Raw genomic sequence first — 9,437 nt, 5'->3', positions numbered from 1 at the left:
TTTGGAAACAAACAGAATGCTATCGCTGCATAGTTGAACAGTGATGTTCAGCAGTGTTCAGCGTAAATGTATCAGGAACTGTCCATGCAAGTGGAGTTTCGCGAGTGCGATCCGGGAAATCTGTGGATCTGGTTTGAGTTTGCCGAGCCGCCGGTCGAAGCTGAGCTGGAGTACCTCAACGAGGTGCTGGAGTCGTGGTACGTGTTGGGCAAACTGGGGGGATTTAACGCCGAGCGTCTGGTGGCCCAAGAGGCCGAGGTGGATCTGAGCTATCTGGAGTATCCCAACGAATCGGAGCCCTTGCCTTCCCTAATGCACAACATGGGATCCCTGGAAGAGAAGGACAACTGGGCCCGCTGCTGGTTTGATCTGGGCACCGCCGATGCGATGGCGCTGGATGTGTTGATCAACGCCCTGCGCACCCTCAGCCTGGAATACATCGGCCTCAGCCGCGTGATTATCGGCGGGCAAAATGAGGATTGGCCAACGGCGGATCCGGAGGAGATGGATGACATGGATGACTACGATCTAAACGGCTATGTGCGGGATCACAGGGAGGAGGAAGGAGGGCTGGAATAGCGGGATCCCTGCCTACTCCAAGTAGCCCAGCTCTTGCATCTGCCGCACCAAGTCGGCATCGCTTTCCACATTCACCTTGCGAGGAGCCGTGCTAGGCCGCCGGGACTCTGCCCAGCTCACCCACGTTCTCAGCCCCTGCTGCAGGCGAGCCAGCCAAGCCTGGGGCCAGCCGGCTTCCCCCGCCGACCCGTCGTGACAGCGTTGCGGATCAGCATCAGGGAGAGAGGAGACAGGATCCCCGTCGCCGACCCAGAGCAGATCCCGCAGCTCCGCCGGATCCTGCTCCAAGTTGTAGAGGCTGGGACGATCCCCCGTTTGGATGAGCTTGGTCATCCCCTCATAGAGGGCACGGCGGATGTCGTAACAGGCACGCGCCCGCAGCAGGCTGTCGTTACGGCTTTCCATAGCCCGAATGAGGAGGTGGGGCGGGAAGGCTTCGCTGAGCACTGTTCCCTGCTCGGGATCTTCCCCTGCCAAGGTGCGGGCCAAGCTGAGGCGGGCGACCTCGCGGCGGAGCTTGAGGCTGACACAGGGGGCACCGTTGGGGGAAAGGTTGGGGCTAAAGCCGGCAGCTTCCAGGAGGGTATGGAAGAGGCGGCGGGTGGAAACGGGGGTGGCAATGCGTTTTCCTGCCGGGAAGTGGCCGGGATAGCGCAGGATGAGGGGCACGCGGATCAGCTCTTCGTAGACCACAAAGGCGTGGCCGACGAAGTCGTGTTCTCCCAGGCCTTCGCCGTGATCGGCGACGATGGCCACCAGCGTGTTCTGCTCCAGGCCGGTGTGGCGCAGGGTGTCGAAGACGGATCCCAGTAGGTGATCTTGGTAGGCCACCTCAGCATCGTAGATATCCCGCAGCACCTGCGCTTGCAGTGGAGAAAGGGGCTGCGGCAGGGGCGCCATCCAGCGGTAGGGCTGGGCGTTGTATTGGCGCAAAAAGTCGCGGGCCTCGCGGTTGCTTTTGAAATAGGGGGCGTATTTCTGCACAAAGGGCTCCGGCGGCCAGTAGGGCAGATGGGGCTCCATCAGGTTGACAAAGCAAAAGAAGGGCCGTGCTCCGGGATCCGACCGGCGGCGGGCCATCTGCTGCAGGTAGCGGTTGAGGTCGGCAATCGAGGCGGCGGTGTTGCCTTTGAAGTTGAGCAGGCGGGTCCAGAGGGAGGCAAACCAGGGGTGCAGCGCCAGCTGGAAGAGGGCGTCGGAGCGGGCAAAGGCGTTTTGCACCGGATAGGAGAGCCGCCGCCAAAATTGGGTGTAGGCGGCCAGCCAGCGGTTCAAGGGGGCGGGCAAGGGGGTGCCTTCGGGGGGGCGGGTGGGCAGAGCGCCACCGTAGTTGTAAAAGGTTTCAAAGCCGCGCCGCAAGCCGTTTTTCAGGATCCCCACCAGAGGGTTGTTGCAAAAGCCCACAGTGGTATAGCCGCTCAGCTGCAACAGCTCTGCCAGGGTGGGCAGGGCGGGGCTCAGCTCCAGATCTGCTTGGACAGTCTGGTGGGTGCTGGGATATTCCCCCGTAAAGAGGGAAGCGTGGGAGGGGATGGTCCATTGGGCAGGGGCGATGGCCCGCTCGAAGAGGGTGGATTCGGCAGCCAGCCGATCCAGGTTGGGGCTGGTGGGCAGTTGGCGGGCACGCTCCGCTTCCGACCAGTAGCAGGAGAGACGATCCGCCCGCTGGGTATCCAGCACGATCAGCAGGATGTTGGGGCGTTCTACGGCAGCAGCGCCGGCCCTTGCGGGGGAATGTCCTGTTTGCGCCACTCGGACGGAGTCCTCAAAGCTCACCACAACTCACCCGATACTTTTCCTTAAAGGTATCCCTATCCTGCCATGCTCTCGGCCAGCTTTCTGCTTCCCCCCAGCCCCCCTTAGGGCAAAGTGAGCTGGGTTTGGCTGTTGCCTTGGATCCGAGCGGTGTTGGCCTGCCAATCCAGGATCCCTTGGTTGCCCCTAACGGTCAGAGCCTGGCCGGGCTGGCGGTAGCGCACGTTGCCCTGGGCCTGCAGCTGGGTGGAGCCGATGCGCCAGCGGATCTCCTGGGCCTGCAGCTCTTGACCGGTTTGCTCGGCTTTGGCTTGCCCGTTGCCCAATATGCGCAACTCGGTTAGAGGCAGGGGAGCCCGCAACTGCTCGCCCCTGAGGCGCAAAGCTTGTAAGGGAGCGTAAACCTCTACAGACCCTACTGCCTGCACTTCCCCGACGCCAAATTGCCACAGAAAACGGCTGGCAGCCAGCTCCAGATCCGGATCCCGGTACTCTGCCCGCACCGGCTGAGTGGGATCCCAGTTCTCCAGCTGCATCTGGGCTTGGCCAAAATCAACGAGCAGCCGATCCCCCCACAGGGATCCCTGGCCCTCCAACAGCTCCACTTTCACCTGGCCCTCAGCTTGGAGGAGGCGCTGTTCCGGCAGCCATTCCACCCGCTGGGCCTCCAGACGCAGGTTGTCTCGCTCCGATTCCACCTCGACTTGACCCCTCAATTCCAGACGTCGTTCGCCGGGGTAGGCAGAGCCTTGCTCGGCGCGGGTGCGGATGGCGCGGTTGTCTTCGTCGAAAAATTCTCCCTGAACGGCCTGCAAATGGGCGGATCCCAACTGCACAGGAGCGGCACCATTTTCTGGGGGGGACTCATATTCGGCCAGGCGAGCCTGTAAGCGCCAAAGAATGCCGCCGTCGGGCCTGGCTTGGGTGAGGGTGATGTCTTCGTAGATCAACTGGGGGGTGGAGATGGGCTCGGAAGGCGCATCGGGATCCCACTCCGGCCCGCCACAGCCCGCGCTCAGCAGGGCCAAAACGGCCAGGAAACGGAGGACAGACAAAGACCTGGACTGCATGGATCTTCTTCCTTGTGGGCGCTCTCCCCTACCCTAGCTTTCTTAGGACTCCGTCCCGCTGGCGCGATCAGCCGTATCCTTCCGCTGCGCTGAGCCGGATCCCGCTCTCGGCAAACCCGTGGCATTATCAGGGCAAAGTGTTTTTGGGGGCAAGCGTGACCCAACTGTTGCAACTTTTCATCTACGGCCTTGTCTTGGGCAGCATCTACGCCCTGGGAGCAATTGGGGTGTCGCTGACCTTTGGCATTTTGCGCTTTGCCAACTTTGCCCATGGGGATCTGATGACGCTGGGGGCCTACTTCGGCCTGACGTTGGTCGGGCTGGGTTGGCCGATTGGGGTGAGCCTGATCCCGGCAGCCTTGGCCACGGTACTTTGTGCAGTTGGGATCGACCAACTCATTTATCGCCGCCTGCGCCGGGAGGCACCAGTGATCTTGCTCATTTCTTCTTTTGGCACCGCCCTGATTCTGCGCAGCCTGGTGCAGATCATCTGGGGGCCCAACAATCAGGTGTACCGCAGCGGGATCCAGTTGCCGTGGCGGCTTGGAGAGCTGCGCATCAAGCCCGATTGGGCGGTAATCCTGGCGGGAACAGCCCTGTTGGTGGTGGCACTGCATCTCTTCTTACAACGCACGCGGGTGGGCAAAGCGATGCGGGCCATGGCCGACAATTTTGAGCTGGCCAAGATTACCGGCATTGATACAGAGCGGATCGTCCTCTGGACTTGGGCCATCGGCGCAGCCTTGGCCTGTGCAGCAGGTGTGTTCCTGGGCATGGATACCCGTCTGCACCCCACCATGGGCTGGCGGCTATTGCTGCCCATTTTTGCAGCGGCCATTCTCGGCGGCATTGGTCGCCCTTACGGGGCCATTGCTGGAGGGCTGGTGATTGGCCTGGCGGAAGAGTTTTCCACCTTGGTGATGAACCCTGCCTATAAAACCGGGGTGGCCTTCGCCATATTGGTATTGCTGCTGATCTTCCGACCCACGGGATTACTGGGATCCCCAGGTGGGGGGGATGTCTGATGTTGAGCTACGGCATTTTCTTTCTGATTTTGGTGGGGATCTACGGCGTGCTGGTGCTGGGCCTCAATATCCAGTGGGGCTACGCCGGCATGTTCAACATCGGGGTGGGGGCTTTTTTTGCCGTGGGAGCCTATGCCAGCGCCATTGTCACCACACCCCCAAGCGCCGAGCATTTGGGCGGCTTCAATCTGCCCTTTTGGGTGGGTTTTGCCATAGCTGTGGCTGTCGCCGGGGCGATTGCCTTTTTGATCGGGTTGATTACCCTGAAGCTGCGTTCCGACTACTTGGCCATCGCCACCATCGGCATTGCTGAGATCATCAGCCAAATCCTGAGAAATGAGGGCTGGCTGACCAATGGCGTACGGGGAATTACCCGCATTCCACGACCCTTTCGCGGCTGGATCCCAGGTCAGGATACCCTTCTCTACTTGGGCTTGGTGCTGGTCATTTTGGCGGTGGTCTATTGGGCTGCGGAGCGGGCCTATCGCTCCCCCTGGGGGCGGGTGCTGCGGGCCATTCGCGAGGATGAACCGGCAACCATGGCCGCCGGCAAAGATGTGCTCCAGTTTCGCCTGCAGGCGTTTGTGCTGGGATCCATGCTCATGGGGTTGGCGGGGGCCCTCTACGCCCATTTTGTCAATTTCATCAGCCCAGAAGCCTTTCAACCGGAGTTTGCCACCTTTATCGTTTGGGTAATGCTGATCGCGGGGGGCAGTGGCAACAATCGCGGCGCCTTGCTGGGAGCGCTGGTAATTTGGGGGGTGTGGTCGGGCAGCGAGTGGCTCACCAACCGTTTGCCGCCCCAGTGGGCCACCCGGGCTGGCCCTTTGCGCATTTTGTTGATCGGGATCCTGCTCCAGGTCATTCTTCTGACGCGCTCTCAAGGATTGTTGCCTGAACGTCCGCCCAAGCCCGTCTTGGGCACTTCTCCTTCGCCTAAGCAGAACCCCGCAGGATAGGATTGGGTCGGCTCCAGCTGTTGTTGACGTGTTTGAGATAACCCAGCCCTCTGTCGTCATGACTCCGCGTCCCAAGGAAACTGACCCTTCCTGGCCACCCTGCAACCCCGACACGACGGGCTGCCCCCCTGATGCCGGACAACCAGGGATCCGGACTACACCCATCCAAGAGGGCTATGCTCTGCCGGAGCAGTATTTCAACCGGGAGCTGAGCTGGATTGAATTCAATGCCCGGGTTTTGCACGAGGCCCTGGATGAGCGCACACCGCTGCTGGAGCGGCTGAAGTTTCTGGCCATCTTTGAGAGCAACCTGGACGAATTTTTCATGGTGCGGGTGGCGGTGATCCGTCGTCAGTTGGAAACGGGCGTGTTGGTGCTAACCCCGGATGGCCTTACACCGCAGCAGCAGTTGCAGCAGATCTCGAGCCACCTGCGCCCCCTGATTCGAAAATTGCACACTTGCTTCCGGCAGGAACTGGTGCCCAAGCTGGCGGAACAGGGCATTCACATCCGCGATTTTTCCGAGCTGGCCGAGTCGGAACGGCAGGAGCTGCGGGACTACTTTGAGAGGCGTTTGTTTCCAGTGCTCACCCCCTTGGCGGTGGATCCAGGCCATCCCTTTCCCTACATCTCCAACCTCAGCCTCAGCTTGGCGGTGGTGGTGCGGGATCCAGAGACTGGCAAGGAGCATTTTGCTCGCGTGAAGGTGCCCAACACCTTGCCCCGCTTTGTGCCGCTGCGGGATGGGGTGAGCTTTGTGCCGCTGGATCAGGTGATTGCCCACCATCTGGAAGCGCTGTTTGTCGGCATGCAGGTGCTGGAGTACTACCCCTTCCGCATCACCCGGGATGCCGATCTGGAAATCCAAGAGGACGAGGCCGACGATCTGCTGGCTGCCATTCAAGAAGAGCTGCGCAAGCGCCGCTTCGGCTCAGTGGTGCGCATGGAGATTGCCAGCCAAACTCCGGCAGCCATCCGACAACGGCTCAGCGAAGAGATGCGCCTCAACAGTGACTCGGTGTACGAAGTGGATGGCCTCTTGAGTATGGGGGGGGTGATGGCGTTTCTCAGCCTGGATCGGCCCGATTTGAAGGATCCCCCTTGGGGGCCGGTCACCCCGCCCCGCCTGCGCACTGCCTCGGTCAGCGATGAGCCGGTGGATATCTTTGCCGTCATCCGGGAAGGGGATCTGTTGGTGCATCACCCCTACGATTCTTTTGCCGCCAGCGTGGAACGGTTTTTGGAGGAGGCCGCCAACGATCCGCAGGTGCTCACCATTAAGCAAACCCTCTACCGCACCTCCGGCGACTCGACGGTGGTGAAATCCCTCATTCAGGCCGCCGAAAACGGCAAGCAGGTGGCCGCTCTGGTGGAGCTCAAAGCCCGTTTCGACGAAGAAAACAACATCCTCTGGGCCAAAAAGCTGGAGAAAGCCGGGGTCCACGTGGCCTACGGCCTGCCGGGGCTGAAAATCCACTGCAAACTGGCTTTGGTGGTGCGGGAAGAGGAGGGATCCCTGCGCCGCTACGTCCACATCGGTACCGGCAACTACAACCCCAAAACTGCCCGTATCTATACCGACCTAGGGCTGTTCACTTGCGATGAGACCCTCTGCAACGATGTTACGGAATTGTTCAACCTACTGACGGGCTACTCACGGCAACGGCAATTCCGCAAGCTCTTGGTGGCCCCCAGAACCCTACGCCAAGGCATGGAAGCCCTGATCCGCCGCGAGATGCGCCATGCCCAAGCGGGGGGCCAGGGGCGTATCATCGTCAAGATCAACTCTCTCACCGACCCGGAAATGATCCGGCTGCTCTACGAGGCCAGCCAAGCCGGGGTGGAGATCGATCTCATCGTGCGCGGCATGTGCTGCCTCAAGCCGGGGATCCCCGGCCTAAGCGAACGCATCCGCGTGATCAGCATCATCGGGCGCTTCCTGGAGCACTCCCGCATCTTCTACTTCTACAATGGCGGCCAGGAAGAGTACTTCATCGGCAGTGCCGACTACATGACCCGCAACCTGGATCGGCGCGTTGAGGTGGTTACCCCTGTGGAGGATCCCGCGTTGCAGCGGGAGCTCAAGGCGATCTTGGACATCTGCCTGACGGACAACCGGCAAGCCTGGGAGTTGCGCCCTGATGGCACCTACGTGCAGCGGCAACCCAAGCCAGGAGAGCCTGTGCGCTCCACCCACCAACGCCTGATGGAGCGGGCCGCCAGCCGCATTTAGCAGGATGACTCTCACTGCTAACCTCTCTCTCAGAGGGAGAGAGGAGCAGCCTCGCCGCTATCGGGAATGGCCACCAAAGCTCAGGATCCGGTGGTCTTGGCGGCCTCGGCCTCTTCCTCGCCCAGCGCAATTACCCGTTCCGTGGCCTGCAACGAAGACTGCAAGCTCTCCAACTTTTCCCGGCTGGCGCGGTTCAGCCACGACTCGATTGCATTCACCAAGAGCTGATCCACAGAGAACCAGCCGCCCCCATTCACCGCAAAGGCCAAGAAGATCGCTGCGTAAATGGCCGACAGCTCCAGATAGGGAACGCTAAAGCCGGCCACCTTAATGTGATGGAACATGGCCACTGCCATCGTGGCGAACAAGCCCAGTGCTGCCCCTCGGGTCAACAAACCCAACGCCACCATGGGGGCTGCAATCAGCTCGGTATAGGCGGCTACATAAGCAAAAAAGATCGGGAAGGGCAACCCGATCACTTCTACATAAGCCGTCGCAAATCCTTCGATATCTGCCAGTTTGTCAAGGCCGTTGTGAATCATGAATAGCCCTGCCACCACCCGCAAAACGGTCCACGCCACTTGAGACCAGCGCGGAGTTACGCTGTCGTGACGCAAAGCTGAGGCGAGTAGCACGGGAAACTGCTGAGTGAGTGCCATAGGATAAAACCTGCGATGCAAAGATGAGCAAAGATTCTAACTTATTGTAACGATTCTAAATTTCTGTAACAAGGGTGGGACTCAGATCCCCAGTGGTCAAGGGATCCCATGCAAAAACAGGGATCCCATGCAAAAACAAGGCCTCCGGTCCGCTTCCGCGAAAGGCCTCCGGCCCGCTTTCGCGACCGGTCGGGTGGGTTTCCGGCGAGCTTTCACCCTCGCACACCACCTCTGCTCTTGGCCTGGAACCTTTCCTGCCTTGCTGAGACCTGTCAACCCTCGTAAATAGATCCCTCATAATGGGTTCATTGGCTGACCCTGTCGCTATGATTGCCGAATCTGTCCTCGCCTCTGATGTCAGCTCCGCCAAAGCCCAAGCCGGGAGAGAGGAGGGATCCCCACCTGCCATTCGTTTGCGGAGGGTCAGCCGCAACTTTTCCGGGATCCAAGCGGTGGACGGGGTGGATTTGGAGGTGCAGCAGGGGGAGTTTTTTACGTTGTTGGGGCCGTCGGGTTCGGGCAAAACCACCTGTTTGCGGATGATCGCGGGCTTTGAGCGTCCGGATGAGGGGCAGATCGAATTGAACGGCCAGAATGTTTTGGGTCTGCCGCCCTACCGACGGCCTGTGAACACGGTGTTTCAGGACTATGCTCTCTTCCCCCACATGACGGTGGCGGAGAACGTTGGCTACAGCTTGATGATCCGCGGCATACCGCCGAAGGAGCGCCAAAAGCGAGTGCAAGAGGCGCTGGAGCTGGTACAACTGCCCGATCTGGGATCCCGTAAACCCAGCCAACTTTCAGGGGGGCAACGGCAACGGGTGGCCTTGGCGCGGGCTTTGGTTGGCCGACCGCAGGTGCTCTTGCTGGATGAACCTTTGGGGGCGCTGGATTTGAAGTTGCGCCAACAGATGCAGTTTGAACTCAAGGCCCTACAACACCGCCTTGGTCTCACCTTTTTGTACGTCACCCACGACCAAGAAGAGGCCGTAAACTACCCGACTCCGACCGCTAAGCGGTACGGAGCGGGCTTTCAGTAGCCCTGAGCCTGCTCTGCCCTACCAGAGAACAAAACAAGCCCGAACCTCTAGGCTGGTTTACGACAGCCCCCAAGAGCGCAATCACATTCGCACCATTCAAATCCGCATCCCCTTCCC

Annotated in this window: 8 protein-coding genes and 1 pseudogene; 5 read left to right on the top strand and 4 right to left on the bottom strand. The window is 60.4% G+C overall.

Features of this window, described 5'->3' with window-relative positions:
• The first annotated feature begins 84 nt into the window (after positions 1 to 84).
• Positions 85 to 579 carry a DUF3531 family protein gene (locus NW834_RS12305; protein ID WP_414331319.1) on the top strand — a complete coding sequence of 165 codons (495 nt, stop codon included), beginning with the start codon at positions 85 to 87 and terminating at the stop codon, positions 577 to 579.
• Positions 580 to 591: 12 nt separating this feature from the next.
• On the opposite strand, the gene NW834_RS12300 is transcribed toward NW834_RS12305, so the two are convergent.
• On the bottom strand, positions 592 to 2,355 hold the full coding sequence (locus tag NW834_RS12300; RefSeq protein ID WP_414418728.1) for a sulfatase: 1,764 nt from the start codon (positions 2,353 to 2,355) through the stop codon (positions 592 to 594).
• An 83-nt stretch (positions 2,356 to 2,438) separates the two neighbouring features.
• The gene (gene lptC / locus NW834_RS12295) at positions 2,439 to 3,404 is read right to left on the bottom strand and encodes an LPS export ABC transporter periplasmic protein LptC (RefSeq protein ID WP_414418729.1); all 966 of its coding nucleotides are present in this window, start codon (positions 3,402 to 3,404) and stop codon (positions 2,439 to 2,441) included.
• A 155-nt stretch (positions 3,405 to 3,559) separates the two neighbouring features.
• Here lptC and NW834_RS12290 point away from each other — a divergent pair, with 155 nt between their 5' ends.
• From NW834_RS12290 to NW834_RS12280, 3 genes are read left to right on the top strand one after another with little or no spacing between them, the layout of a single operon-like run.
• On the top strand, positions 3,560 to 4,429 hold the full coding sequence (locus NW834_RS12290) for a branched-chain amino acid ABC transporter permease (protein WP_414418730.1): 870 nt from the start codon (positions 3,560 to 3,562) through the stop codon (positions 4,427 to 4,429).
• Positions 4,429 to 5,388, top strand: a complete 960-nt coding sequence (locus tag NW834_RS12285) for a branched-chain amino acid ABC transporter permease (RefSeq protein ID WP_414418731.1) — start codon at positions 4,429 to 4,431, stop codon at positions 5,386 to 5,388. The genes NW834_RS12290 and NW834_RS12285 overlap by 1 nt, the downstream gene beginning before the upstream one ends.
• Before the next feature lie 58 nt (positions 5,389 to 5,446).
• Positions 5,447 to 7,621 carry an RNA degradosome polyphosphate kinase gene (locus tag NW834_RS12280; protein ID WP_414343684.1) on the top strand — a complete coding sequence of 725 codons (2,175 nt, stop codon included), beginning with the start codon at positions 5,447 to 5,449 and terminating at the stop codon, positions 7,619 to 7,621.
• Positions 7,622 to 7,701: 80 nt separating this feature from the next.
• Here NW834_RS12280 and NW834_RS12275 read toward each other — a convergent pair whose 3' ends face one another.
• Positions 7,702 to 8,202, bottom strand: coding sequence for a DoxX family protein (locus NW834_RS12275; RefSeq protein ID WP_414343683.1), 501 nt, complete (start codon positions 8,200 to 8,202; stop codon positions 7,702 to 7,704).
• Between the two features lie 404 nt (positions 8,203 to 8,606).
• On the opposite strand from NW834_RS12275, the gene NW834_RS12270 reads away from it, so the two are divergent.
• Positions 8,607 to 9,320: an ABC transporter ATP-binding protein gene (locus NW834_RS12270; RefSeq protein WP_414418732.1), complete on the top strand. Its 714-nt coding sequence runs from the start codon at positions 8,607 to 8,609 to the stop codon at positions 9,318 to 9,320.
• Here NW834_RS12270 and NW834_RS12265 read toward each other — a convergent pair.
• Positions 9,292 to 9,437: pseudogene (locus NW834_RS12265) on the bottom strand (RNA-guided endonuclease TnpB family protein); the annotation flags it as partial. The gene NW834_RS12270 and the pseudogene NW834_RS12265 overlap by 29 nt on opposite strands.

Origin of the sequence: Synechococcus sp. R60.1 (assembly GCF_047461835.1) — a bacterium.
In the GTDB taxonomy this organism is placed as follows: Bacteria; Cyanobacteriota; Cyanobacteriia; order Thermostichales; family Thermostichaceae; genus Thermostichus.
Note: the sequence above shows the minus strand (reverse complement) of the source record. Positions and strands in the feature narration are given on the sequence as shown.